We start from the raw sequence: 26,189 nt of genomic DNA, 5'->3' as shown, positions 1-26,189 counted from the left end.
AACCCATGGCTAAAGAAACTCAATTGCAGGTAGAAGCAATCAAAAATGGCACAGTCATCGACCACATCCCTGCGCAAATCGGCATCAAAGTATTAAGACTGTTCGATATGCACAATTCATCACAGCGCGTTACGATTGGTCTGAACTTGCCATCATCGGCACTCGGTCATAAAGATCTACTGAAAATAGAAAATGTGTTTATTAATGAAGAGCAAGCGAGCAAGTTGGCTCTGTATGCTCCTCACGCGACCGTGAACCAAATCGAAAATTATGAAGTGGTGAAAAAGCTCGCGTTAGAGCTTCCAGAGCGCATTAACGATGTCTTCGAATGCCCAAATTCAAACTGTATTTCTCACAATGAGCCAGTAGAAAGCAGCTTTAGCGTATTCGAAAAGAAACAAGAAATCCGCTTAAAGTGTAAGTACTGCGAGAAAGTGTTCTCACGTGAGATCGTAACCGAACGATAAACACACCGTACGACTAGGCGTGATACGTTTAAAATACCCCGCAATGTCGGGGTATTTTACTCTTTACCTACCACGGGTTTAGAGGCAAACTGAGAATCTTTATTCCCTACAACTGATGGAAAAATCAAATGACGAAAGTACTTCACACTGAATCTGCACCAGCAGCAATCGGTCCTTACGTTCAAGGCGTAGATCTAGGTAACATGGTTCTTACTTCAGGCCAAATCCCAGTAAACCCAGCGACAGGTGAAGTGTCTGCTGATATCGCAGAGCAAGCTCGTCAGTCTCTAGAAAACGTAAAGGCTGTGGTTGAATCTTCAGGCCTTAAAGTGTCAGATATCGTGAAGCTAACGGTTTTTGTTAAAGACCTAAACGACTTTGGCACGGTGAACGAAGTTTACGGCAAGTTCTTTGATGAGCACGGCGTAGCAAACTACCCTGCACGTTCTTGTGTAGAAGTCGCTCGCCTACCGAAAGATGTTGGTATCGAGATTGAAGCAATTGCAGTTCGCAAATAATTGCACTTGCTGACAAACATAAAAAAACGGGTAGCTCAGGCTACCCGTTTTTTATTATCTTTTCGTGATGATATCGCAGTAAAACTTAAGCAGCATTACGCTGTTTGACTTCTTCATCTAACGATTCAAGCTTCTCTTTCATCTGTTCACGACAGATATTCGCTAGCTCGCGAATGCCCTCTTTACCATAGCCTTCTGTACTGATTGGAGGTAACATTTCAACAATCACATGACCATTGTTCCAACGGTTCAGCTTAATTTTATTCGTCGAGCTACATACGATAGGAATGATTGGCACGCCTGCTCCAATTGCTGCATGAAAAGCACCTGTTTTGAATGGCAGCAGACCACGCCCACGAGAACGCGTGCCTTCTGGGAACATCCACACCGAAACATCACTTTCTTTCATGCTGCTCACGACCTGATCGATAGTACCTTTTGCTTTAGAGCGATTCGCTCGGTCAATCAGAATGTTACCCGTAAGCCAGTAAAGTTGACCAAACAGTGGCATCCAAGCCAAGCTCTTTTTACCTACTGTCACAACTTTCGGAGTCACAGCAGCAGAAACAGTAAACATGTCCCAGTTGTTCTGGTGGTTAGCAATGTAAACATGTTGGCCGCGTGAATACGCATCTTCAGGAATACGCAGCTCTAACTTAATCCCAAATACACGAGACATCTTGGCAAACAAGCGGCCAAAAGTGAAAACGTGCTTAGGGTTTCGGGGGCTTAACAGGCAGTAACCACAACCACCAATAAACATAACAATCGCAAAGATAGCGACAGCAAATACACGTAACAGTGCAATCATTCTTGTTCTCCAGGAACCGGCTTTTGCCAGATACAGCTATTAATTTCTCTCTTTCCATAAAGGATAACTATGGTCATGAGAGTGATATAAAAAAGCCGAAACTCAGGTTTCGGCTCTCTTGATATCCAAGTTACCTGCGGTGCAGTTTAACTTGCCTCGCTCACTCGCTCAATATTTGCGCCAAGTGCAGCCAGTTTATTTTCGATTTTGTCGTAACCGCGGTCGATATGGTAAATACGATCAACGATGGTTTCGCCTTTAGCAATACAGCCCGCAATTACCAAACTAGCCGAAGCTCGTAGGTCGGTTGCCATCACTTGCGCACCACTTAATGACTCAACATCACCACAGATAACGGTGTTGCCTTCAATCTCGGCTTTCGCGCCCATACGCATCAATTCTGGTACGTGCATAAAGCGGTTTTCAAAGATAGTCTCAGTGATCACGCCGCCGCCTTTAGCCATCATGTTTAGTAGCGTAAATTGCGCTTGCATATCGGTCGGGAAGCCTGGATGCGGCGCTGTACGTACACTCACTGCTTTCAGCTCGCGATCAGTCATATCAACTGAAATCCAATCGTCACCCGTTTCGACAAGCGCGCCAGCTTCTTCTAGCTTGGCTAAAACCGCTTCAAGCAAATGAGCGTTAGTGTTACGACATACTACTTTACCGCCAGATACCGCAGCAGCGACAAGGAATGTTCCCGTCTCAATACGGTCGGCAACCACGTTGTGTTTACAACCACCTAGGCGCTCAACACCTTCAATCGTAATCGTATCTGTGCCTGCACCAGAAATTTTTGCTCCAAGCTTATTTAGGAAATCCGCTGTGTCTACAATTTCAGGTTCACGCGCCGCGTTGTCTAGCGTTGTAGTGCCTTCAGCAAGTGCTGCAGCACACATGATGGTGATCGTCGCGCCTACGCTGACTTTATCCATCACGATGTGCGCACCTTTTAGACGACCATCAACCTCAGCTTTAACGTAACCATCTTCAAGCGTAATCGTTGCGCCAAGCTGCTCTAGGCCAGAAATATGCAGATCAACAGGACGAGCACCGATAGCACAACCGCCAGGTAGAGAAACCTGACCTTGACCAAATCGCGCTACGAGCGGGCCCAAAGCCCAAATAGAAGCACGCATGGTTTTCACCAAATCATACGGTGCGCAGTATTCAGTAATGCTACTTGGATCGACGTGAACAGAACCATTACGGCTTACTTTCGCGCCTAAACGCTTAAGCAGTTCCATGGTTGTATCGATATCACGAAGGTGTGGCACGTTTGCCACTTCTACAGGCTCTTCCGCCAAGATAGACGCAAATAAAATCGGCAGTGCTGCGTTTTTTGCACCGGAAATGGTCACTTCACCAACGAGTGGTTTATCTGACCCAATAACTCGAAACTTTTCCATCAATAAACCTTAAAGCGACATCAGTTTCTTATCACGAGCCCACTCTTCTGGTGTGAACGCTTTAATTGATAATGCGTGAATGTCGTTACGCTGGATGTATTCCATCAGAGGACCATAAATTAACTGCTGCTTCTTAACGCGGCTCATTCCATCGAAACAAGCATCAACAGCAACCACCTCATAGTGGCTACCTTCACCTTTTACATGCACTTCTTGAAGGTTTAGTGCTTCTTCTAATAACTGTTGTACTTTTGCGCTATCCACAATTTACCCCTGATAATTCTGTATGTGTTTGGCCACTAAAGATTCAACATTGCTCAGTTGAAACAAAGTGCGCAGTTGCGCCGGCACGAAACTGAGCATTATATGACAGTTTTGCTTTTTTGCATGCTCTAATAAGTGGATTAACATCACCATTCCTGCAGAGTCGACGCGCTCTATCTCTTTTAACGAGCATTCCAGCTCAGCTTGAGCTGGTTGCCATTGCTGAGCATACGCCCACAATGAGGGCACCGTATCTCTATCAAGTGCCCCTGTTAGCTTAAGAATGTTTTGATCTAATTGCCACTGAGCGGGAGTCTGGGCCATTATTTCTTCGCCTCAAAGCGAACCGGTTCCGCAGCTAATTTTTCTAGATCTTTCGCGACAGATAGAATGCCTTCTTGACGAATTTTGCTATTCCATTCTGACTGTTTGCTAGAGAGTAAACTAATGCCTTCCGCAATCATATCGAACGCTTCCCACTCACCAGATTTGTTGTCTTTACGCAATTTGAACTCTAGCTTGATGTTTGGACGCGGCGTATCGATGATATCAACTTTAATACTGGTGATACGCTTAGAGTCATCAATGCTAGGCTCAGGACCAAATTCAATTTGTTGGTCACTGTATTGCGTTAGCACTTGGGCATAAGAAGCAATTAAGTACGCGCGAAATGCATCGATAAACTCAAGTACGTCTTCACGTTTCGCTCCTTTTAGGTTTGGACCTAGGAGCTTTAACCCAGCATAGCGGTAGTTGACGTAAGGCATTAGCTCTTCTTCAACAATCACCTTAAGTAAATCTGGGTCTTGTTTGATTTTCGGCTGCTCAGCTTTTAATCTTTCGAACGTGACTTCAGCCACTTGCTTCATCATCTTATAAGGTTCAGTTTTATCCACTTCTGCTGCACTTGTACCAAACGCGCTAAACACAGCACAAACTGAAAGTAATAATCTCGCTAACATAGTTATTCCTTACTTGAATCGTCTGAACCACCTACGCTGTAAAGCACTTGACCAATTAAGTCTTCAAGCACGAGCGCTGATTTGGTGTCTTCGATGGTATCGCCATCGACCAGCATGACTTCATCGTCAAAAACAAAGCCTGGCACTAAACCAATGTATTGCTCACCAATCAAGCCAGACGTCAAAATTTGTACGCTCGACGTTTCTGGGAATTGATTGTATTTGCTATTGATCGATAGAGTTACAACAGGTAATAAGTTATCTGGGTTAAGCGAAATATTGCTTACCCGGCCAATCACAACCCCACCCACTTTTACTGGCGAGCGAACTTTTAAACTACCAATATTATCGAACTCAGCTTTGAGGGTGTAAGTATCACCAGAGCCAATGCTTTTTACGTCAGCAACTTGAAAAATCATCACAAGAATCGCGCAAATTCCCGCTAATACAAAGCTGCCAACCCATAATTCAGTTTTACGTGTTTGTTGCATGATTAATTCCCAAACATCAATGCGGTCAGTACAAAGTCTAGTCCTAGTACTGCTAAAGAAGAATGCACAACAGTGCGCGTAGTTGCTCGGCTGATCCCTTCCGAAGTTGGAATAGCATCATAACCATTAAATAGAGCGACCCAAGTAACCGTAATTGCAAACGCAAAGCACTTGATCATACTGTTACCAATATCCTGTCCTAGTTCAACTGAGGACTGCATCGCTGACCAAAAACTGCCATGGTCAACACCTTTCCAGTCAACACCAACAAGCTGGGCGCCCCAAATACCCACTGCCATGAAAATCATAGCCAGCAATGGCATTGAAATAGCACCAGCCCAAAAACGTGGCGCGATCACTCTTTTCAAAGGATCTACCGCCATCATTTCAAGGCTAGAGAGTTGCTCCGTCGCTTTCATCAAACCTATCTCTGCAGTTAACGCAGAGCCTGCACGACCAGCAAACAGAAGTGCAGTGACAACGGGCCCTAATTCACGTAGCAATGCGAGCGCCACCATTTGACCCAAACTGCCCTCTGCGCCGTAATCCACCAGCACAACATAGCCTTGTAGGCTCAAGACCATACCAATGAACAACCCAGATACGACGATAATCGCCAGAGACTGGACGCCTACGGAATAAAGTTGTTTAACGAGCAGAGGAAAGCTTTTGAGCGGTTGTGGCTTAGTAAACAGTGCCCCAATCAGCATGAAAGTCGCACGACCAAATGCTCCGCAGATGGAGAGCGTTCGTCTACCTAGTGAGGCGACAAAATGCATAAAGTTATCGACCATCAAATAAGTCCTTTTCGATACTTTGAGAAGGAAAGCGAAACGGTACAGGACCATCTGCATCACCTTGTAAGAACTGCTGAACGCGAGGGTCAGGATTCTGATTAAGCTCTTCTGGTGTGCCAAAAGCGATAATTTTGCCATCGGCCATCAGATAAACCCAATCGGCAATACTCATCACTTCAGGCACGTCGTGAGAAACGACTATAGAAGTTAAACCTAACGCTTGATTTAGATTACTAATGAGCTCAACCAAGACACCCATGGTGATTGGGTCTTGTCCGACAAATGGTTCATCATACATGATTAAATCAGGATCCAGGGCGATCGCACGCGCCAACGCAGCGCGTCTAGCCATGCCACCCGATAGCTCGCTCGGCATCAATTGTGCCGCGCCGCGTAGACCGACGGCTTCAAGCTTAAGCAACACCATGGTACGAATCAGCTCTTCAGATAAATTCGTATGCTCTCGCAATGGGAAGGCGACGTTATCAAAGACATTCAAATCAGTGAATAAAGCTCCTGATTGAAACAACATGCTCATTTTCTTTCGAGCATGGTAGAGTTTTTTACGCGAGAGAGAGGGAATATTGTCGCCATCAAACCAGATCTCTCCTTGCTCGGGATACAACTGACCACCAATTAAACGCAGCAGTGTAGTTTTACCTATTCCCGATGGTCCCATAATGGCCGTCACTTTGCCCTCAGGAACATGCAGATCAATACCATCAAAGATCTTGCGCTCTCCCCGTGAAAAAGTGAGGTTGTTCACGGTGACTAAATCGTTGTTCGACATATCATCTCTTCTACTGTCGGAGCGTTGCAACTCACGGCATCATCAACCTGACACACAACGGAGTTGAATTTCACGTTTAATAAAGTAACGTCGGTACATTTATTAGGCTGCAATCATAAGCACATTGGCTTTGAATTTAAAGCACTGTTCAATTAAATAAAGTCGAGTATATACCTGCAATTTTTTATGGATTACGATCAAATCAGCGCAAAGTGTTTAAATCCTAGACAAGAATTGCTGATTTAAATGAACGACATTTGCATACATTTTCGTTACTAACCTTTAATTTATTCGTCGTTTATCTTCCATTTTAGGCCGCAAAAGGTCAAAATTAGCGGTTATTCATTTTACTTATTTAATACTTAGGAATTCTCATGCTCGAAGCCGTAGCGTTGCTTATAGTCGGTCTTGTTTTGCTCGTATGGAGTGCAGATAAACTTGTTTTTGGTTCTGCAGCGATAGCCCGCAACGTCGGTATTTCACCTCTTGTCATCGGCATGACGATCCTTGCGATGGGCTCTTCTGCGCCAGAGATGATGGTTTCTGCAACCGCAGCCTGGGACGGAAAAACCGATACTGCAGTGGGTAACGTTTTAGGCTCAAACATCGCGAACATCGCTTTAATCCTAGGTATTACAGCACTCATCAAGCCTCTGTCGATTAGCTCCGCGGTCATCCGCCGGGAACTGCCATTAATGATTGCAGTAACAGTACTCGCCGGTATTCTGCTTTGGAATAGCCATCTCGGTTTTTATGAAGGTGTCTTATTGTTTGTACTCTTTGGGGCATTTTTATTTGCTATGTTGCAGATCAGCCGCAAAGAACAAAAATCAGGTGATGTTTTTCTTGATGACCAAGAGTCAGAGATCCCAGAAGGCGTCAGCAACCCTAAAGCGATCATGTGGGTGGTTATTGGCCTGATACTGCTTCCTTTGGCAGCAAGCATGCTAGTGGATAACGCGGTGATTATTGCGAAGTATTTTGGCATGAGCGATCTTGTCATAGGTCTGACTATCATTGCCATCGGCACTAGTCTACCTGAGCTCGCAGCATCGCTTGCTGGTGTTTTAAAAGGTGAAGACGACATGGCCGTCGGTAACATTATTGGCTCGAATGTGTTTAATATTCTGGCCGTAATGGGCATTCCTGGCATCATTAATCCATCGGTGCTGAGTGAGTACGCGATGGGACGTGACTTCTGGGTCATGTTAGGCGTTTCACTGTTACTTGTCGCGATGTGTTTGGGTAAATCACGCAGTATTAACCGTATTGAAGGTGCAATCTTGTTTGCATGCTTCCTAGGTTATCAAGTGTACTTATTCGCAAACATGGCCGCTTAATTACCACAATAAATAAGTAGAGAACTGATATGTCCAATCAATTTGATTTTCGCGCTGCTGCTAAACAAGTTCTTGATATCGAAGTTGCTGCTCTGCAAGAGCTGGATACCTACTTTGATGATCAATTTGAGAAAGCGTGCGAACTGATCCTTTCCAACAGCGGCAAAGTAGTCGTTATGGGTATTGGCAAGTCAGGCCACATTGGTAACAAGATTGCTGCGACTCTGGCAAGCACGGGGACTTCTGCGTTTTTCGTTCACCCTGGCGAAGCAGCACATGGCGACTTGGGCATGATCAGCCCTGGAGATATTGTGCTCGCAATTTCTAACTCTGGTGAGTCAAACGAAATTCTGTCTCTATTTCCGGTATTAAAACGCCTGAACATCAAGATAATTAGCATGACAGGCAAGCCAGAATCCAATATGGCAAAACTGTCTGACTTGCACCTGCAAATCACGGTACCTCAAGAAGCTTGCCCACTAGGGTTGGCACCGACCAGCAGTACCACGGCCACATTAGTAATGGGAGACGCATTAGCCGTAGCCCTACTTCAAGCGCGTGGTTTTTCTGCCGAAGATTTTGCCCTATCTCATCCAGGTGGCGCGTTAGGGAGAAAACTGCTGCTTAAGTTGTCTGATATTATGCACTTTGGAGAAGCGTTACCTAAAGTTTCTCCAAACGCATTGATTCGCGATGCCCTGCTTGAAATTTCAGAAAAAGGGCTAGGCATGACCGCTATCGTCGATGAACACGATGCTATGCTTGGTATATTCACCGATGGTGATTTACGTCGCACCTTAGACAAACGCATTGATATTCATACGACCGAGATTGGCGAAGTCATGACGACAAATCCAACCACAGCGCACCCTGATATGCTAGCGGTTGAAGGTTTGAACTTGATGCAGAATAAAAATATTAACGCTCTGATTTTATGTAAAGACGAAAAAATTGTGGGTGCACTGAACATGCACGATTTACTAAAAGCTGGCGTGATGTAATATCAGCACAAACATTTAAATCATTTATTACACAAATAAAGGCAATGGTCAGGGAAGTACTGAGCTAAACGATAGGCCTTCATTATATGAGTTTTACTCGCCTTATTTATTTGCTCTTGATCTTCGTTGTCGCATGGTGCGGTTATTACCTACTGACCCCAAAAGGCAACGACGCAATTCAAGTAGCACCAGATTCTGAACTGCCCATGTTCAGTGGTACTGGACTGGAAAACATCACCTATGGTGAAGATGGTGTCCGCAGTTACATCATCCGCTCCACGAACTTAGACCATTATGCTAAGAGTGGAGATACCATTTTTAATAACCCGACTTTGATGGTTTACCGTGAAGGTAGCGTCATTGAATGGAAGGTGACGGCCACAAGAGCCGTGTTAGATGAAGACCAAGTCTTAACGTTATATGACAAAGTCTTAATGCAAAATCTTCTGCCGGGTGCGAGTTTTGATACCATGGCAACAGACAAGTTAGTCATTAATCTAACCAATCGTGATTTTAAAGCTGATCAACAGGTCATGTTGGTTGGGCCACAATTTGAAACTACTGGAGGCGCAATGCAAGGCAACTTAAAGCAGCATACCGCAACTCTGACAGACGAAGTTCAAGGTCGATATGAAACCGTTACACCTTAGCCTACTGGCACTGGTATTGGCGGCGCCTCAAGCGCTGGCACTTAAGTCGGATACTCAACAACCGGTTTACATTAACTCTGACACCCAACAAGTGGATATGAAGAGTAACCAGGTTATCTTTAAAGGCGATGTATCTCTTAAGCAAGGTAGCATCAATATCGATGCTGATAGAATCGTGGTAACGCGCGATCCTAAAACCGAAGCCATCAAACAGATTCAAGCATTTGGTAAACCTGCGAAGTTTTCTCAGCTGATGGACGATGGTAAGACACTGAGTGGTCAAGCTGTGGAGCTGGATTACCGTATTTCTACAGACGAATTGACCATGAAAGGTCAAGCGCAACTGGCACAAGACAACAACACCATCAAAGGTTCTTCGATTCGTTACCAAATTGGTAAACAAAAGCTAGTCGCTGATAGCTCTAAGGAAGAGCGCGTTACGACCATTTTGCAACCCAATCAGATAGAGAACTAATATGGCAGTACTGAGTGCGAAAAACTTGGCGAAAAGCTACAAAAAGCGCAAAGTCGTAACCGATGTTAGCTTGGAAGTTGAATCTGGTCAGATTGTTGGGCTGCTAGGCCCAAACGGCGCAGGTAAAACCACCTCGTTTTATATGATTGTCGGCTTGGTGCCACGAGATGAAGGCACCATCACCATTGATGATAAAGACATCAGTATTCTGCCGATGCACAGTCGTTCGCGTCTCGGGATTGGCTACCTTCCGCAAGAAGCGTCGATTTTCCGTAAGCTGTCGGTGGAAGATAACATCATGGCCGTACTCGAAACTCGTCAAGAAATGACACGTGAAGAGCGCCAAGATAAGCTGGAAGATTTGTTGGAAGAATTCCACATTCAGCACATCAGAACCAGTGCAGGTATGGCACTATCAGGGGGTGAGCGACGCAGAGTGGAGATCGCTCGCGCTTTAGCAGCCAACCCTCAATTCATTTTGTTGGATGAACCTTTCGCTGGTGTTGACCCAATCTCGGTTAATGACATCAAGAAAATCATCGAGCATCTACGCGATCGCGGCCTCGGAGTGTTAATCACTGACCATAACGTGCGTGAAACACTGGACGTATGCGAAAAAGCCTATATCGTAAGCCAAGGGCACCTAATTGCATCGGGAACTCCGGCAGAAGTTCTCAATAATGAACAGGTGAAACAAGTTTATCTCGGCGAACAATTCCGTCTATGATTATATTAGGAACGGTAAGATTCTGAGCATTACAAGGTAAGTAACACTGAATGAAACCTTCATTACAACTCAAGCTAGGTCAACAGTTAGCCATGACGCCACAGTTGCAACAAGCGATTCGCTTACTGCAACTGTCGACACTCGATCTTCAACAGGAAATCCAAGAAGCCTTGGATTCAAACCCATTATTGGAAGTTGAAGAAGGCCAAGATGAGCCTGTAGCAAACGGTGAAGATAAATCAGCGGTCGAGGCTGCTGATAGCAACAGTGCTAACGAACCAGCAGACATTGACGTTCCAGACAGTTCAGACGTAATTGAGAAGTCAGAGATCAGCTCTGAACTTGAAATCGATACCACTTGGGATGACGTCTACAGCGCGAATACCGGTAGCACTGGCTTAGCTCTTGACGATGATATGCCCGTCTACCAAGGCGAAACCACGGAATCATTGCATGACTACCTAATGTGGCAGCTTGACCTGACACCATTCAGTGAAACCGATCGTACGATTGCATTAGCGATTATTGACGCTGTTGACGACTACGGTTACCTAACCCTATCTCCTGAAGAAATTCATGAGAGCTTCGATAACGAAGAGATTGAGTTAGACGAAGTAGAAGCCGTTCGTAAACGTATTCAGCAGTTCGATCCGCTCGGTGTGGCATCACGCAACTTACAAGAGTGCCTACTGCTACAGCTGGCGACTTTCCCAGAAGACACGCCATGGCTTGCTGAAGCCAAAATGATTCTTGCGGATCATATTGATCACCTGGGGAACCGTGATTACAAGCTCGTCATCAAAGAGACTAAGCTGAAAGAAGCCGATCTCCGTGAAGTCCTCAAACTTATCCAGCAGTTAGATCCTCGTCCCGGTAGCCGTATCACACCGGATGATACCGAGTACGTAATTCCAGATGTGTCCGTTTTTAAAGACAACGGCAAATGGACTGTTTCTATCAACCCAGATAGCGTTCCAAAATTAAAAGTTAATCAACAATATGCTCAATTAGGCAAAGGCAATAGCGCGGATAGCCAGTACATCCGCAGCAATTTGCAAGAGGCAAAATGGTTAATTAAGAGCTTAGAGAGTAGAAACGAGACGCTACTCAAAGTTGCAAGATGTATTGTTGAACATCAACAAGATTTCTTCGAGTATGGTGAGGAAGCCATGAAGCCAATGGTACTAAATGATGTAGCCTTGGCAGTGGACATGCATGAATCCACGATTTCTCGTGTAACAACACAAAAATTCATGCATACACCACGTGGCATTTTTGAATTGAAGTACTTCTTCTCTAGCCATGTTAGTACTGACAACGGCGGAGAATGTTCGTCAACAGCAATTCGCGCACTCATTAAAAAACTGGTCGCAGCAGAGAATACTGCTAAGCCATTGAGTGATAGCAAGATTGCTGCTCTTCTGGCTGACCAAGGGATTCAGGTCGCAAGACGTACGATAGCCAAATATCGAGAATCCTTGGGAATTGCCCCTTCAAGTCAGCGTAAACGCCTATTATAAGGCACTAACTGAAAAGGAAAGTCTATGCAAATCAATATTCAAGGCCATCACGTTGATCTTACCGATTCAATGCAAGACTATGTAAATTCTAAGTTTCAGAAGCTCGAAAGGTTCTTCGACCATATCAATCAAGTACATGTTGTACTAAAAGTTGAAAAAATCACTCAAATCGCGGAAGCTACGCTTCATATAAATCAAGGCGAAATCCACGCATCAGCTGATGACGAAAATATGTATGCCGCGATCGATTCGCTGGTAGATAAATTGGTTCGCCAACTCAATAAGCACAAAGAAAAACTAAACAGTCATTAATCATGCAACTGAGCGAAATACTGTCATTGGACTGCACCAAGAGTGCGGTCCACTGCACGAGTAAAAAACGCGCCCTTGAAATGATCAGCCGCATCGTGGCTGATCAAACGGGCCAAGATTCTACCGAACTGTTCGAGTGCATGCTCAACAGAGAGAAAATGGGCAGTACTGGTATCGGAAACGGTATTGCGATCCCACACGCTAGAATGCAATCGAGCGACAAGGCTATTGCTGTCTTGCTGCAATGTGATGAAGCAATTGAATTCGATGCGATTGATAATCGACCTGTCGACCTTCTTTTTGCGCTCCTTGTACCAGAAGAACAGTGCAAAGAGCACCTCAAGACTCTATCCTCTATGGCAGAACGTCTGAGCGATAAGCAAGTATTGAAACTACTGCGCAATGCTCAGAGTGATGAAGAACTTTACGACATCATGATTCACCAATAAGCAGGACGGACATCATGCGACTAATCGTGGTTAGCGGGCACTCAGGTGCCGGTAAGAGTATTGCGCTGCGCGTACTGGAAGACTTAGGTTATTACTGTGTTGATAACCTCCCAGTGAATTTGCTGGACGCATTTGTTCACTCTGTTGCTGACAGCAAGCAGAATGTTGCGGTAAGCATTGATATTCGCAATATCCCTAAAAAGCTAAAAGAACTGACTGGTACACTGGAGCAGTTGAAAACAGAGCTTGATGTGACCGTGCTTTTCTTGGACGCCAATAAGGAAACGCTACTCAAACGCTACAGCGAAACACGCCGAATCCACCCTTTATCTTTAGGTGGCACCTCTCTCTCCCTTGACCAAGCCATCGAGCGTGAGAAAGAAATTTTAACACCACTTAAAGCGCATGCCGATCTTGTACTGAACAGCAGCGGACAATCTTTGCATGAGTTGAGTGAAACCGTGCGTATGCGTGTTGAAGGCAGAGATCGCAAAGGGCTTGTTATGGTATTTGAGTCTTTTGGCTTCAAATATGGCCTGCCTTCCGATGCCGATTACGTATTCGACGTTCGCTTCTTGCCCAACCCACATTGGGAACCAGCGTTGCGCCCACTTACGGGTTTGGATGCCCCTATCGCCGCATTTTTGGAGCAGCACCGATCGGTGTTAAGTTTGAAATACCAAATTGAAAACTTTATAGAGAATTGGTTACCTCTGCTCGAGAAAAATAACCGCAGCTATTTGACCGTTGCAATAGGTTGTACCGGAGGTAAACATCGTTCGGTGTACTTAACTCAGCAAATCGGTGAGTACTTCGCCAATAAAGGACACCAAGTGCAAATTCGTCATACCTCACTAGAGAAAAACACTAAGGAGTAGCTGTGGAGTTAAGTCGTAAAGTATTGATTCAAAATCGCCTTGGCTTACATGCTCGCGCAGCCGTCAAACTGGTCGAACTGGCCCAGAGCTTTGAAGCGGTCATCACTATCGACAATGAAGAAGACAAAACCGCCACAGCAGACAGCGTAATGGGTTTATTAATGCTTGAGTCTGCTCAAGGACAGTACGTCACAATCCACGCTGCGGGTGAGCAAGCAGAAGAAGCACTGGATGCCGTTTGCCACTTAATCGAAGATAAATTTGATGAAGGCGAGTAATTTACTCGCTTTTTTATTACCTCTCACTCTCCTTCCCCTCACTGCGCCAATAAATAAATTTGCTTAGTATCATAAGTTGTTATTAAAAGGCGCCTAGAATTAAGTTATTATTCAACGCATTGTAAATATCAGGAATTGGGAGGAATGAATGGCAGAGCAAATTGAATTCGACCAAGCTCACCAAGCCCTCCAAGAAGTCACAGAAGCGCTAGAAAATGGCCGCTTCGTCCATGTTCGTCGTCAGTTACAGGACATGGAACCTGAGGATATCGCTCACCTTTTAGAAGCCTCTCCACGAAAAAGCCGTGAAGTTCTCTGGCAACTCACCGACCCTGAAGACTACGGTGAAATCCTCGACGAACTGAACGAAGACGTCAAAGATAGTCTCGTATCCAAAATGGCACCAGAAGCGCTTGCAGAAGCGACAGAAGGCATGGATACCGATGACGTGGCTTATGTACTGCGTAGCTTGCCAGACAACCTGTCACGCGAAGTCCTGTCGCAAATGGACTCCTCTGACCGTCTGCGTGTCGAAACCGCCCTGTCCTACCCAGAAGACACTGCAGGTGGGCTGATGAACACCGACGTTATCACGATTCGTGGTGACGTAGATGTGGACGTGGTTTTACGTTATCTGCGTATGAAAGGTGAACTACCAGAAGCAACGGATGCACTTTATGTCATTGATGAAGAAAGCAAACTGATTGGTGAACTACCCATTACTCTACTGATCACGACCCAGCCTGATGTCAAAATTGTCGACATCATGGAAGATGCTGACGAAGCGATCACTGTCGATACCAGTGATTCAGATGTCGCTAGTCTGTTCGAACGTCGTAACTGGGTCTCTGCTCCTGTCGTAGACGAGAATCAGCATCTCGTTGGCCGTATCACTATCGATGACGTAGTTGACGTTATCCGTGAAGATGCCGAGCACTCGATGATGAGTATGGCAGGTATGGACGATGACGAAGATACCTTCGCACCCGTTGTAAAATCAGCTCGCAAACGTAGTATCTGGCTTGGGGCTAACGTGTTGGCCGCACTCGCTGCCGCTTCTGTTTCTAACATGTTTGAAGCCACGCTAGACCAGATGGCGGCCATTGCCGTATTGATGACGATTGTTCCTTCCATGGGTGGTGTCGCTGGTAACCAAACCGTCGCACTAGTGATTCGTGGTCTTGCTCTTGGTCATATCGGTGACTCGAACAAACGAGAACTGTTGATGAAAGAAGCCTCGATCGGTTTACTCAACGGCATCATGTGGGCGCTGATTATTGGCGGCATTGTTGTCGCTTGGAAAGGTAACTGGATGCTAGGGGGAATCATTTCCGCCGCGATGCTGACCAACTTATTGGTCGCTGGGGTTGCCGGAGTAACGATTCCAATCCTCTTAAAGAAAATGAACATCGACCCAGCTTTAGCTGGTGGTATGGCGTTAACGACCGTAACGGATGTAATTGGTTTATCAGTATTCTTAGGGCTTGCCACAATACTGATTACCTAACTGCAAAAACTAAAAAGCCTGATGAACACATCAGGCTTTTTTAATTCTGAATTAGGAGAACTTACTCACCCGCAACTTTCATCGCATCCAGTAAGATTGAACCCGTTTGAATTTGCGAGCGCGTTTCAACGTCGCTACCTACGGCAACAATCTTATTGAACATGTCCTTCAGATTACCAGCGATGGTAATTTCCGATACTGGGTATTGGATTTCACCGTTCTCAACCCAGAAGCCTGCAGCACCGCGAGAGTAATCCCCTGTTACCACGTTCACGCCTTGCCCCATCACTTCTGTCACTAACAAACCAGTGCCGAGCTCTTTGAGCATTTGTTCGAAGTTTTGACCAGTCGATTTCACGTACCAGTTATGGATGCCACCAGCGTGACCTGTCGGCGCCATCTTCATTTTACGTGCGGCATAACTGGTTAACAGATAAGTTGCTAGCACACCGTCGGTAATGATCTCACGGTCTTGAGTGTACACACCTTCACTATCGAATGGACTTGATGCCAAACCACGCAATACATGCGGACGTTCTGAGATATTGAACCATTCAGGAAGCACTTGTTTGCCTAGATGGTCAAGTAAGAAAGAAGATTTTCGGTACAGGTTACCACCGCTGATCGCCATAACGAGATGGCCAATCAAGCCAGTTGCAACATCAGCGGCAAACATGATTGGGTATTTACCTGTCTTTAGGCGCTGCGCATCTAAGCGGTTAATCGTATTCTCTGCCGCCTTACGACCCACTGTTTCTGGTGTCCATAAGTCATCGCGATGACGTGCCACTGTGTAGCTGTAATCACGCTCCATTTCGCCATTTTGACCAACGCCAATCACACAACAGCTGGTACTGTGGCGGCTAGACGCATAGCTTGCTAATAAGCCATGGCTGTTACCATACACTTTTACACCGTAGTGGCTATCATAACTCGCGCCATCACTTTGTTTGATTGCACTGTCATAACTTAACGCTTCTTTCTCAGCGGCGATCGCCACATCGGCAGCATAATCGGGATCAGGGGCGTCTGGGTGGAAAAGATCAAGCTCAGGGATCTCTTGCACCATGTATTCTTTGGCTGCGGGCCCTGCAAATGGATCTTCAGATGTGTAATGCGCAATATCCAGCGCCGCAATAACGGTTTGCTCGATAGCAGCTTCACTTAAATCAGACGTGGAAGCACTGCCTTTACGTTGACCTCGGTAAACGGTAATGCCCAGCGCACCATCGCTGTTGAACTCGACATTTTCTACCTCGCCCATGCGAGTAGATACACTTAAACCAGTGCTTTTGGTAATTGCGACTTCGGCGGCGTCAGATTTTGCCGATGCAAGCTTTAAGGCTCTTGCGACGGCTTGCTCTAGCTCGGTACGTTGCTCAGCAACCTGCTGTTTAATATCCATTGTCTTTCACATCTTGTCTTTGATGAACAATAGGATAACAAGAATTTCGCTTTCTCCCCACGATTCTTGTTAAAATAGTCATAATATTAATCAAAACACAGGCAACTGAAATGGCACGTAAGAATCAAAAAGCGCCATGGGAACCAGAAGAAGAGATCATCTGGGTAAGCAAATCCGAGATGAAGCGAGACATGGAAGAACTGCAAAAGCTAGGTGAGGAGCTTGTCGGCCTCAAACCTGCAGTTCTAGAAAAGTTTCCATTGAGCGAAGACCTGCGAGAAGCAATTGCAGACGCACAACGCTTTAAAAACGAAGCACGTCGTCGCCAATTACAACGTATTGGTAAGTTGATGCGTTATGAAGATCCAGAGCCAATCCAAGCGGCGTTGGATAAGATTCGTAACAAGCACTCTCAATTAACGGCGGTATTCCACAAGCTTGAAGCTCTGCGTGATCGCGTGGTGGAAGAAGGCGACAAAGCCATTGATGACGTAATGGAAATGTACCCAGAAGCGGATCGTCAGCGTCTACGCCAATTGGCTCGCCAAGCAGCGAAAGAGAAAAAGGCTGGGAAACCAGCAAAAGCGTACCGCGAAATCTTCCAGATCCTAAAAGGTCTGAACGAAGAAGAGTTTTAATTAGACGGTTCGATGCCAACGAGCATTCAATTAACGAAAAAAGCAGACATGATGTCTGCTTTTTTATCTTTTACTTAAATGTCAGCGTTACACCAAGCGATTAATACGCTCTCCGCGCTCGAAAGCGTTAATGTTCTCAATCAAGATTTCCACTAAACGTTGAATCGATGAGTCGCTGCCCCATGCAACATGCGGTGTCAGTAACAAATTAGGTAAACCCATATTGGCAATCAGCGGATTGCTCTCATCAGCTGGTTCTTGGGTAAAGACATCAAAGCCAGCCGCAGCGATTTCTCCCTGCTTTAGGGCATCCACCAGCGCTTCCTCATTAACCAAGCCTCCACGCCCCGTATTAATTAGAATGGCGTTGGACTTCATTTGTTGCAACTCTGCTTGACCAATTAAATTCTGAGTATGCCCGTTGAGCGGACAGTGCAAAGTCAACGCATCAGAACGTTTCAACACTTCTTCAAACGGTACATAACCAGGTCGACATTCCGGTGCACCTTTACGCTCAGAAAAGATCACCTGCATGCCTAGCGCATTAGCTAACTGTGCTGTCGCTTGCCCTAAAGCGCCGCTGCCAATAACACCTAGTGTGCTACCACCTATATCCCCGATTGGGTGCGTAAAAAAGCAGAACTGCTTATTACGCTGCCATTCGCCAGCGGCAATATCTTGATGGTAACCAAATAAATTTCGGCGTAAAGCAAACAGCATCGCCATCACGTGCTCAGGTACCGAACGCGTCGCGTAACCACGTACATTGGCAACCGCAATATCATGCTTAGCACAGTAGTCCACATCGACGTTGTTAAAACCAGTTGCGGCAACCGCGATCATCCGCAATTGTGATAGTTGCTCTAATACATTTTGGTCAAGCAGGACTTTATTGCTAATCACGATATCTGCATCTGCTAACCTTTCTATTACCTGCTCTGGCGCGGTTAAGTCGTACTCACGCCAGTGGTGCTGAAAGCTAGGTCGTGGGATCTCAATATGTTCTGGGATGGTCGCTCGGTCCAAAAATACGATGGTCGGCAAAGACATAACAACTCCTTATTCACGGCTGAAAGACAGGATACATCAACCACAGTAACGAAATAGCGAACTAGAAAGAACCGTTGTTGACTGCGGTTGGCATTAAGGGTGTGGCAACGTTTTATAATCAGGCAATGTACGTTCTGGCGAAAAATGGTTAAAGATCGCCGCCTCGGCTTCAGGATAAAAGTCACAAGGTACAAAAATACTACTCAGCTGATCCGTGGCTGGGTGATAAAAACTTAGCTCCGCAGCGTGCAGCTCTAAACGTTCTGAAAACTGATACGCCTCTTCAGTTGCATAAAATTCATCACCCACAATTGCATGACCAATCGCCATCAAATGCACGCGCAACTGATGCGATCGACCAGTAATGGGGAGTAACCGCACAACGGTCGTATGGGTGCCATCTGGATGCACTTCACGCTTCACCACTTGGAATAAAGTTTGAGATGGCTTGCCGTCGTCGAAGCATACTTTTTGTCGCGGACGATTTGGCCAATCACAAATTAATGGAAGGTCAATATTCCCTTCTTGCGGCTCGACATGCCCCCAAACACGTGCGTAATACACCTTGTGGGTGAGACGATATTGGAACTGCTTTTTTAATGCTCGCTCCGAAGGTTTGTTTTTCGCCAGCAGCATCAACCCTGATGTCGACATATCCAAGCGATGCACTACTTGGATTTCTGGATGCACTTCCTTGAGGCGGCTCCACATGCTGTCGTAATGCTCTGCAAGTCGACCAGGAACAGACAGTAACCCAGATGGCTTATTCACTGCCAGAATGTCGTCATCCTCAAAAACGATATCGACCCAAGGATCGGTGGGAGGGGTATATTCAAGCATTGCCATGGGAGATCTCTACAAAATAAAAACGCCGCGATTATATACCCAAATAGCACCCAAATGCAGGGAGCTGAAGAAAAGTTCAAACCAATAAAACAAAGTCAATCCTTTAGCATAAAAACTAAAAATAGCACGTTGTAAATTTAGTTTGACAACAAGACGCATAACTGAATAGAGTGCTAGATGCACACAGCATGATATTCGCAAAGAATACTTAAAATAAATACATCAAAACACAGCATTTAAAAGATATTACCGTTGCGCAGTATAGGGCGAGCGCTCAGCTTGTCATGTACTGCGGTATGTATCTCTTTAGAAAGATACATAAGATAAAAAGGACAATAAGCAATGGACTCCGCCGTTATAGATAAACCCCAATCCAAACTTTCCTTATTTTTTCGTTCGCTAGGCCCCGGCATATTAATGGCATCTGCTGCGGTCGGTGGCTCTCACCTCGTCGCATCAACCAAAGCTGGTGCGATTTATGGCTGGCAATTGGCTGCACTGATTCTGCTCGTAAACCTGTTTAAATACCCTTTTTTCCGAGCGGGCGTACAGTACACCATGGGGACAGGGCTCACCTTGGTTGAGGGCTACGCGAAATTAGGTCGGCCTTATCTATGGCTATTTCTATTTCTGAGCGTGGTCTCAGCCGTAATCAATACCGCCGCTTTGTTGATGTTTAGTGCTAGCTTGCTGGGCTACTTCATTCCGTTTTCACTATCAATGGCATCACTCAGTATCATTGTGATTGTCACCTGCCTGATCATATTATTTGCTGGCCATTACAAAGCGCTCGATACGCTATCTAAGGTGATCATGTCGGTGTTAACCATCGCGACTTTACTTGCCGTTTTTATCGCCTTTGGTAACCCTGTTGAGCAAGTGGCCAACTTCGAGCCACCGTCACCTTGGTCGATTGCGGCAATTGGCTTTATCGTCGTAACAATGGGCTGGATGCCAGCACCGATAGAGATCTCCTGCTTGACCTCTGCGTGGTTAAAACGCCAATCAAGCCAGCAAGAAGTAACGTATCGCTCTGCTCTATTTGACTTTAATGTCGGTTACATTGGCACGGCTTTTCTTGCCATTATCTTTGTATCATTAGGTTCTTTGATGCTTTATGGCTCTGGCGTTGCGCTTGAAAGCTCTGGCGTTGGCTTCTCCCACCAATTGGTTGGCTTATATGCGGCAACAATTGGCGAATGGTCTCGCTATTTGATAGCGGTAATTGCGTTTTTCTGTATCTTTGGCAGCACGATTACCGTTATTGATGGCTACTCACGCGTTATTTCTGACTCTCAACGTCTACTGCGCTCACAACCAGACACTAACCCTAAAGCCACGTCGGCGATCATGCTGGTGGTCGCCTTACTTGCATTAGGTATTGTGGTTTTCTGGGCTTCTGCGTTATTGCCTATGCTGAACTTTGCGATGATCCTCGCCTTTATGACCACGCCATTCTTTGCTCTGCTAAATTACACATTAGTGAGCAAAACCGAGTTACCTGAACCTTTGGCTGTTGGACCTAAATTGAAGTGGTTGTCGATTGCAGGCCTGATTTACTTGTTTGGCTTCTTGGCTGTATTTATCTGGTGGAAATGGTTGATGTAAATGAGTTAGCTATGAGTGAGTAATGCATTCTGCATAAAGAAACTAAACCGCAAATAAAGAAAAAGGTCTTCAACTGAAGACCTTTTTTAATGAACAATAAATGCTTACTTAGTTGTGGCTCACCACAATCAAACGTAGCGAGTCGAGCTGCACTTGAGCTTGGTTGATGTAACCAGTGAGCTCCTTAATTTGTGCATCAATGGCTTCAATTTCTTCATCACGAATATTTGGGTTTACCGCTTTCAGTGCTTGCAAACGCTCAAGTTCTGCATTCAAGCTATGCTGCATATCTTGATGAGCTTGCTTGCGTACTTCCTCAACCTTCGCTTCGATAAGATTGTCCCCCGCTTCGATCAAGCGGTGTACGTCTTTCTGTACCGACGTGACCAACTTGCTGCCTAAGTGACGGTTTACAGGGCTGAGCTGGCGGTTAAAGCTTTCAAATTCCACTTGAGCAGACAAATCATTACCACGCGAGTCCATCATCAAACGGATTGGCGTTTTCGGTAAGAAGCGCGCGATGCCACTGCGTTTTGGTGCTTGCGCATCTACCGCATAAATCAGCTCAAGAAGAATCGTACCTACTGGTAGCGCTTTGTTTTTCAGTAGAGATACCGCAGACGTACCCACTCCTTCACTCATCAGAAGATCGATACCACCTTGGATCATTGGGTGCTCCCAACTGATAAAGTGCATATCTTCACGAGATAAAGCCGTATCACGATCAAACGTGATCGTCGCCCCTTCGTATGGCAGGCCTGGGTAGCTTGGTACCATCATGTGCTCAGATGGGGTCACAATCAGTGCGTTTTCACCTTTGTCGTCTTGGTTCAAGCCAATCGTATCAAAAAGAGAAAGTGCGAAGGTGACCAGATTGGTATCGCCGTCGGTTGATTCAATTTTCTCAACGATTTGTTGTGCTTTTTCCCCGCCATTTGAATGCATTTCTAACAGGCGATCACGGCCTTGCTCCAATTGGGATTTCAGCTCTTTATTCATTTTTGCTGACGCTTCAATGATCTCATCTAGCGTGCTGGTGTCACCAGAAGCAAGGATTTCAATCAGATCATCAGAGTACTTATCGTAAACGGCACGGCCTGTTGGGCAAGTTTCTGCAAAAGCGTTTAAACCTTCATCAAACCAGCGAGCAAGAATGGCTTGCGAGGTACCTTTCAGGTAAGGAATATGAATGTCGATGTCGCGGTTTTGGCCGATACGGTCCAAACGACCGATACGTTGCTCAAGCAAGTCAGGGTTGAACGGCAAGTCAAACATGACTAATTGGTTGGCAAACTGGAAGTTACGACCTTCAGAGCCGATTTCACTACAGATAAGAACCTGTGCACCACCTTCTTCTTGCGCAAAGTAAGCGGCTGCTTTGTCACGCTCAAGGATCGACATACCTTCATGGAAGACGGTCGCACGAATACCTTCACGCTCACGCAGTGCTTGCTCCAATTGCAGAGCCGTGCTTGCACGAGAGGCAATCACCAGAATTTTCTCGCTGCGCTTCTCTTTTACCTTTTCAAGTAACCAATTCACGCGCGAGTCAAACTGCCACCAGCTTGCGTCATCGCCTTCAAATTCTTGGAAAATTTCTTCCGGGTAAAGGTTCTTCATCGCACGTGCTTCAGAACTCATCTTACCGCCGATCATCCCAGCAACACGCATTGACGTGGTGTATTGCGGTGGAATATCCATTGGCATCAGGTGCACGTTACGCGCAGGGAACCCTTTGATAGCCGCACGTGTGTTACGGAACAGAACTCGTCCCGTACCGTGACGATCCATCAAGTTGTCGATCAACTCTTGGCGCGCTGACGCTTTCGCTTCTTCGTCCGCTTCACTCTCGATTATGCGGAAAAGTGGTTCTACGTCTTGTTCAGACAACAATTCAGTAATCTGGTTTTTCGCTTCATCAGGCAGTTTTTCACCAGAGAAGAGTGACGTAATCGCATCTGCTACAGGCGCGTATTGCTCTTCTTCCTCGACGAACGCTTCGTAATCGTAGAAACGGTCAGGATCCAGCAAACGCAGACGAGCAAAGTGGCTTTCACGACCAAGCTGTTCTGGCGTTGCCGTCAGTAGCAGTACGCCCGGAGTGCGTTCAGCCAAGCCTTCCACTACTTGGTATTCACGGCTCGGTTTATCTTGGCTCCACTCAAGGTGATGCGCTTCATCGACAACTAATAGGTCCCATTCGCCTTCCAGTGCTTGTTCAAAACGCTTGCGGCTCTTGCGTAGGAAATCCAAAGAACACAGCACGTATTGCTGGGTATCAAATGGGTTTTCTGCATCCGCGAATGCTTCGATACAACGCTCTTCGTCAAAAATAGAGAAATGCAGGTTGAAACGACGCATCATCTCAACCAGCCATTGATGCTGCAGTGTTTCAGGCACCACAATCAAAATACGTTCTGCACGGCCAGACAACACTTGCTGGTGGATGATCATGCCCGCTTCGATGGTTTTACCCAAACCAACTTCATCCGCCAGTAATACGCGTGGCGCGTGGCGACGGCCAACTTCGTGCGCGATATAAAGCTGATGAGGGATCAAACCTGCACGCATACCACACAAGCCACGCATTGGACTCTTATGCTGCTCAAACTGGTTGGTTAGCGCACGGTAACGCAGAACAAAGTTGTCCATGCGATCGATTTGACCGGCGTACAACTTATCTTGAGGTTTATTAAAACGAATTTGGTTGCTCAGAAAAATCTCACGCAGAACAACGGCGGTTTCTTGCGTGTCTTCACGAGTACCGAAATAGGTGTATAGACCTTCATCTTCCAGTACTTCTTCAACTTTTAGAGACCAACCTTCTTGGCAGTCGATGACATCACCAACGTTAAAGGTGACTCGGGTAACAGGCGCATCGTTACGTGCGTAAACTCGGTTTTCCTCTGACGCTGCAAACATCAATGTCACAGTACGAGCATCCATTGCTACAACGGTACCTAAACCTAAATCGCTTTCCGTATCGCTAATCCAGCGCTGCCCCAAAGCAAATGTCATGAATTGACTACCTCGTTATTAGTTCTTGATTCGTGTTTCTTGTTGGTCTACTCATGCCCATAGGCATGGATAATAGTTTAGATCTGATTCTGGCTTCTGCTATGCCGATAGCATTCGTCATTCTAGTATGAACTGAGTATTTTTAAGCCAGCTCAACATGATAAATCGGACGTAGCCTATACGCAGAAAAAGGTCGCTAATCTTACTTGAAGCTGTGATTTAGGTCACGCCGAAACCGCATCAAGCGGAAACTTTTTTTCCCAAACTATAAATGCAATCAAATTGTAAAATACTCATGCCAATTATTAAGTTGTAGAACGTAAATATTACGTATACTTCTAGTGAGGGGCGTTTAAAACCATTGCATATGATTTAAGCGCGTTAGTACACGATTAGGATCAACACGGGTTTGCAGTAAGTTGTCTTGCTACTCGGTTGCACACTAACCGACATCAGCCCGACAACCTCTATTGCAAGCAATCAGAGTTAGGCCGCTTCACACCTATTTGAGAACGACCTAACCACTCGCATGCAGAGCCGTATTACGGCAAGGAGACGCTATGGGCGATACCGATCGGAAACTGTTTGTACTTGATACCAACATTCTTCTTCATGAACCCTTTGCCATCTTCTCTTTCCAAGAACACGATGTCGTTATCCCCATGACCGTGTTGGAAGAACTCGACCGAATCAAAGACAGCAAACGCGATGTCGCAAGAGACGCTCGCGTGGCTATTCGCGCTTTGGAAGATTTGTTTAAAGAAGCAACGCCCGATGAAATTTCTGAAGGTATTCCTGTTTCTAAAGACAGCCCCGACCAAGGCACCATTTCCATTTTGGCGGATTTTGAACTGCAGGAAACCGTCAAAGCCTTCGCCGACAAAGCCGGTGACAACCGCATACTCAATGCGGTGCTTTATCTGCAAAACAAACGAGCACCACGTGAAGTGGTACTGATCACGAAAGACATTAACATGCGTCTGCGCGCCAAAGGCGCTGGCGTACGCTTTGTTGAAGACTACCGAACCGATCAACTGATTGACGACATTCAATACCTCACCAAAGGTTTTCAACTGCGTGAGGGGGACTTCTGGAGTGATATTGAGGAAGTGGAAAGTTATGCGCTGGGCGGAAAAACCTATCACAAGCTCAGTCGTGAACCTTTTGAACCAACCTTTATTAACCAATATGTGATTGATGAAGACAGCGACTTTGCTGGCCGCGTGGAAACCATCAATGAAGACAAATTAACGCTACTCGACCTGAGCCGAGAACGCATGATGCACCGTAAGGCTTGGGACATCACACCAAAAAACATCTACCAAGGAATGGCGTTGGATGCCTTGCTTGACCCGGATATTGACCTGGTGATTTTAACCGGTGCCGCTGGTAGTGGTAAAACGCTATTAGCCATGGCAGCAGCACTGGAGCAAACCATTGAAAAAGGCATGTTCGATAAAATTATCGTGACGCGTAACACGCCAGACATCGGTGAATCCATCGGCTTCTTACCCGGCTCAGAAGAGGAGAAAATGATGCCGTGGTTAGCGGCGGTGACCGATACCTTGGAAGCGCTACATAAACACGATCACTGCACTGAAGGCTCATTGAAGTACATCTGCGATAAAGCCAATATTCAGTTTAAATCGATCAACTTTATGCGTGGCCGTTCTATTCAAAATGCGTTTGTGCTGCTTGATGAGTGTCAAAACCTCACCGCTTCACAAATCAAAACCATCATCACCCGCTGCGGCGAAGGAACCAAAATCGTCTGCTCCGGTAACTTGGCGCAGATTGACTCCCATTACCTCACCCCTGTGACCTCTGGTTTGACCTACATGGTTGAACGCTTCAAGAACTTTGAAGGCAGCGCGAATATTCACCTTAACGGCGTGGTTCGTAGCCGATTGGCAGAGTTTGCCGAAGAGAACCTGTAGTCGACATCGACTCACAAAAACAAAAGAGCGCTCTAATG

General features: G+C 45.9%; 28 protein-coding genes. 16 read left to right on the top strand and 12 right to left on the bottom strand.

What is annotated here, in order from left to right:
• Positions 1–5 precede the first annotated feature (5 nt).
• Together pyrI and NL643_RS18470 are read left to right on the top strand one after the other, a co-directional pair.
• Positions 6–467, top strand: a complete 462-nt coding sequence (gene pyrI / locus NL643_RS18475; protein WP_005381086.1) for an aspartate carbamoyltransferase regulatory subunit — start codon at positions 6–8, stop codon at positions 465–467.
• A gap of 128 nt (positions 468–595) precedes the next feature.
• Positions 596–985: a RidA family protein gene (locus tag NL643_RS18470; RefSeq protein WP_005381087.1), complete on the top strand. Its 390-nt coding sequence runs from the start codon at positions 596–598 to the stop codon at positions 983–985.
• Positions 986–1,070: 85 nt separating this feature from the next.
• Here NL643_RS18470 and NL643_RS18465 read toward each other — a convergent pair whose 3' ends face one another.
• The 8 genes from NL643_RS18465 to mlaF form a co-directional block, all read right to left on the bottom strand.
• Positions 1,071–1,796, bottom strand: a complete 726-nt coding sequence (locus tag NL643_RS18465) for a 1-acylglycerol-3-phosphate O-acyltransferase (protein WP_005381088.1) — start codon at positions 1,794–1,796, stop codon at positions 1,071–1,073.
• Between the two features lie 146 nt (positions 1,797–1,942).
• Entirely contained in the window at positions 1,943–3,208 is a 1,266-nt protein-coding gene (murA, locus tag NL643_RS18460; protein ID WP_005396229.1) for a UDP-N-acetylglucosamine 1-carboxyvinyltransferase, read from the bottom strand.
• A 9-nt stretch (positions 3,209–3,217) separates the two neighbouring features.
• On the bottom strand, positions 3,218–3,472 hold the full coding sequence (gene ibaG, locus NL643_RS18455) for a BolA family iron metabolism protein IbaG (RefSeq protein WP_005396230.1): 255 nt from the start codon (positions 3,470–3,472) through the stop codon (positions 3,218–3,220).
• 3 nt (positions 3,473–3,475) lie between these two features.
• Positions 3,476–3,796: a lipid asymmetry maintenance protein MlaB gene (locus NL643_RS18450; RefSeq protein WP_005396231.1), complete on the bottom strand. Its 321-nt coding sequence runs from the start codon at positions 3,794–3,796 to the stop codon at positions 3,476–3,478.
• Positions 3,796–4,434: a phospholipid-binding protein MlaC gene (mlaC, locus tag NL643_RS18445; protein WP_005396232.1), complete on the bottom strand. Its 639-nt coding sequence runs from the start codon at positions 4,432–4,434 to the stop codon at positions 3,796–3,798. The genes NL643_RS18450 and mlaC overlap by 1 nt, the downstream gene beginning before the upstream one ends.
• A 2-nt stretch (positions 4,435–4,436) precedes the next feature.
• Positions 4,437–4,925, bottom strand: a complete 489-nt coding sequence (gene mlaD / locus NL643_RS18440) for an outer membrane lipid asymmetry maintenance protein MlaD (protein WP_012841383.1) — start codon at positions 4,923–4,925, stop codon at positions 4,437–4,439.
• A gap of 2 nt (positions 4,926–4,927) precedes the next feature.
• Complete coding sequence (gene mlaE, locus NL643_RS18435; RefSeq protein ID WP_253644951.1) at positions 4,928–5,719, bottom strand: lipid asymmetry maintenance ABC transporter permease subunit MlaE; 792 nt, start codon at positions 5,717–5,719, stop codon at positions 4,928–4,930.
• A complete protein-coding gene (gene mlaF, locus NL643_RS18430) occupies positions 5,709–6,512 on the bottom strand; it encodes a phospholipid ABC transporter ATP-binding protein MlaF (RefSeq protein ID WP_005396235.1) in 804 nt (267 codons plus the stop codon). The genes mlaE and mlaF overlap by 11 nt, the downstream gene beginning before the upstream one ends.
• A gap of 374 nt (positions 6,513–6,886) precedes the next feature.
• On the opposite strand from mlaF, the gene NL643_RS18425 reads away from it, so the two are divergent.
• From NL643_RS18425 to mgtE, 11 genes are all read left to right on the top strand, one after another.
• Positions 6,887–7,852, top strand: coding sequence for a calcium/sodium antiporter (locus NL643_RS18425; RefSeq protein ID WP_005396236.1), 966 nt, complete (start codon positions 6,887–6,889; stop codon positions 7,850–7,852).
• Between the two features lie 29 nt (positions 7,853–7,881).
• Entirely contained in the window at positions 7,882–8,853 is a 972-nt protein-coding gene (gene kdsD, locus NL643_RS18420; RefSeq protein ID WP_253644950.1) for an arabinose-5-phosphate isomerase KdsD, read from the top strand.
• Positions 8,854–8,939: 86 nt separating this feature from the next.
• Positions 8,940–9,503, top strand: coding sequence for an LPS export ABC transporter periplasmic protein LptC (lptC, locus tag NL643_RS18415; protein ID WP_005396238.1), 564 nt, complete (start codon positions 8,940–8,942; stop codon positions 9,501–9,503).
• Positions 9,484–9,978: a lipopolysaccharide transport periplasmic protein LptA gene (gene lptA / locus NL643_RS18410; protein WP_005396239.1), complete on the top strand. Its 495-nt coding sequence runs from the start codon at positions 9,484–9,486 to the stop codon at positions 9,976–9,978. Before lptC ends, lptA begins: the two co-directional genes overlap by 20 nt.
• A gap of 1 nt (position 9,979) precedes the next feature.
• Positions 9,980–10,705 carry an LPS export ABC transporter ATP-binding protein gene (gene lptB / locus NL643_RS18405; RefSeq protein WP_005396240.1) on the top strand — a complete coding sequence of 242 codons (726 nt, stop codon included), beginning with the start codon at positions 9,980–9,982 and terminating at the stop codon, positions 10,703–10,705.
• A 50-nt stretch (positions 10,706–10,755) separates the two neighbouring features.
• Positions 10,756–12,225 (top strand): RNA polymerase factor sigma-54, encoded by a 1,470-nt coding sequence (locus NL643_RS18400; protein ID WP_006742354.1) that lies wholly within the window; start codon positions 10,756–10,758, stop codon positions 12,223–12,225.
• A gap of 24 nt (positions 12,226–12,249) precedes the next feature.
• Positions 12,250–12,537 carry a ribosome hibernation promoting factor gene (gene hpf, locus NL643_RS18395; RefSeq protein WP_005381114.1) on the top strand — a complete coding sequence of 96 codons (288 nt, stop codon included), beginning with the start codon at positions 12,250–12,252 and terminating at the stop codon, positions 12,535–12,537.
• 2 nt (positions 12,538–12,539) lie between these two features.
• Entirely contained in the window at positions 12,540–12,986 is a 447-nt protein-coding gene (gene ptsN / locus NL643_RS18390) for a PTS IIA-like nitrogen regulatory protein PtsN (RefSeq protein ID WP_005381116.1), read from the top strand.
• Between the two features lie 14 nt (positions 12,987–13,000).
• On the top strand, positions 13,001–13,864 hold the full coding sequence (gene rapZ / locus NL643_RS18385; protein ID WP_253644949.1) for an RNase adapter RapZ: 864 nt from the start codon (positions 13,001–13,003) through the stop codon (positions 13,862–13,864).
• A gap of 2 nt (positions 13,865–13,866) precedes the next feature.
• Entirely contained in the window at positions 13,867–14,142 is a 276-nt protein-coding gene (locus tag NL643_RS18380) for an HPr family phosphocarrier protein (RefSeq protein WP_005396244.1), read from the top strand.
• A 148-nt stretch (positions 14,143–14,290) separates the two neighbouring features.
• Entirely contained in the window at positions 14,291–15,649 is a 1,359-nt protein-coding gene (gene mgtE, locus NL643_RS18375) for a magnesium transporter (protein WP_006742352.1), read from the top strand.
• A gap of 61 nt (positions 15,650–15,710) precedes the next feature.
• Here the strand turns inward: mgtE and pmbA are convergent, their stop codons facing one another.
• On the bottom strand, positions 15,711–17,054 hold the full coding sequence (pmbA, locus tag NL643_RS18370) for a metalloprotease PmbA (RefSeq protein WP_005396252.1): 1,344 nt from the start codon (positions 17,052–17,054) through the stop codon (positions 15,711–15,713).
• A 110-nt stretch (positions 17,055–17,164) separates the two neighbouring features.
• Between pmbA and yjgA the strand changes: the two genes are divergently transcribed.
• Complete coding sequence (gene yjgA, locus NL643_RS18365; protein ID WP_005396253.1) at positions 17,165–17,692, top strand: ribosome biogenesis factor YjgA; 528 nt, start codon at positions 17,165–17,167, stop codon at positions 17,690–17,692.
• Between the two features lie 87 nt (positions 17,693–17,779).
• On the opposite strand, the gene NL643_RS18360 is transcribed toward yjgA, so the two are convergent.
• Positions 17,780–18,742: a D-2-hydroxyacid dehydrogenase gene (locus tag NL643_RS18360; RefSeq protein WP_253644948.1), complete on the bottom strand. Its 963-nt coding sequence runs from the start codon at positions 18,740–18,742 to the stop codon at positions 17,780–17,782.
• Positions 18,743–18,835: 93 nt separating this feature from the next.
• On the bottom strand, positions 18,836–19,588 hold the full coding sequence (locus tag NL643_RS18355; protein WP_048626852.1) for a pseudouridine synthase: 753 nt from the start codon (positions 19,586–19,588) through the stop codon (positions 18,836–18,838).
• A 342-nt stretch (positions 19,589–19,930) separates the two neighbouring features.
• Between NL643_RS18355 and NL643_RS18350 the strand changes: the two genes are divergently transcribed.
• Positions 19,931–21,196, top strand: coding sequence for an NRAMP family divalent metal transporter (locus tag NL643_RS18350; RefSeq protein ID WP_253644947.1), 1,266 nt, complete (start codon positions 19,931–19,933; stop codon positions 21,194–21,196).
• Positions 21,197–21,304: 108 nt separating this feature from the next.
• Here NL643_RS18350 and rapA read toward each other — a convergent pair whose 3' ends face one another.
• On the bottom strand, positions 21,305–24,214 hold the full coding sequence (rapA, locus tag NL643_RS18345; RefSeq protein WP_006742347.1) for an RNA polymerase-associated protein RapA: 2,910 nt from the start codon (positions 24,212–24,214) through the stop codon (positions 21,305–21,307).
• Positions 24,215–24,774: 560 nt separating this feature from the next.
• Between rapA and NL643_RS18340 the strand changes: the two genes are divergently transcribed.
• On the top strand, positions 24,775–26,151 hold the full coding sequence (locus NL643_RS18340; protein WP_006742346.1) for a PhoH family protein: 1,377 nt from the start codon (positions 24,775–24,777) through the stop codon (positions 26,149–26,151).
• Positions 26,152–26,189: the final 38 nt, after the last annotated feature.

The sequence above is a fragment of the Vibrio sp. Y42_MX_L11 genome (genome assembly GCF_024181785.1).
Taxonomy (GTDB): Bacteria; Pseudomonadota; Gammaproteobacteria; order Enterobacterales; family Vibrionaceae; genus Vibrio; species Vibrio diabolicus.
The sequence above is the reverse complement of the archived record's forward strand: the minus strand, read 5'-3'. Positions and strand labels throughout refer to the sequence as shown.